The 228-nt window shown below is 46.5% G+C and carries 1 protein-coding gene; it reads left to right on the top strand.

All coding sequences use genetic code 11. The annotated features are described in order from the left end of the window. The coding region (locus tag R0K30_RS23955; protein ID WP_410613580.1) for an NAD(P)-dependent oxidoreductase at positions 1–228 on the top strand (228 nt) is incomplete at both ends.

Below are 228 nucleotides of genomic sequence, written 5' to 3'. Positions count from 1 at the left end.
AAAGGTATCATTAATCAACAATTGCTTAAGCAACTTCCTGAGCACGCCGTGTTAATTAATGTGGCCCGAGGTGAGCATGTTGTTGAAGCCGATTTACTCGATGCGCTGAATAATGGGCGTATACGCGCAGCAACGCTTGATGTATTTGCCAGTGAGCCACTACCAAGCGAACACCCTTATTGGCAGCACCCAAATATTACTTTAACGCCGCATTGTGCTGCGTTGTCA

It is taken from the genome of Bacillus sp. SIMBA_154 (assembly GCF_046536015.1).
Taxonomy (GTDB): Bacteria; Bacillota; Bacilli; order Bacillales; family Bacillaceae; genus Bacillus; species Bacillus pumilus_P.
This window is presented reverse-complemented; position numbering and strand designations above follow the sequence as displayed.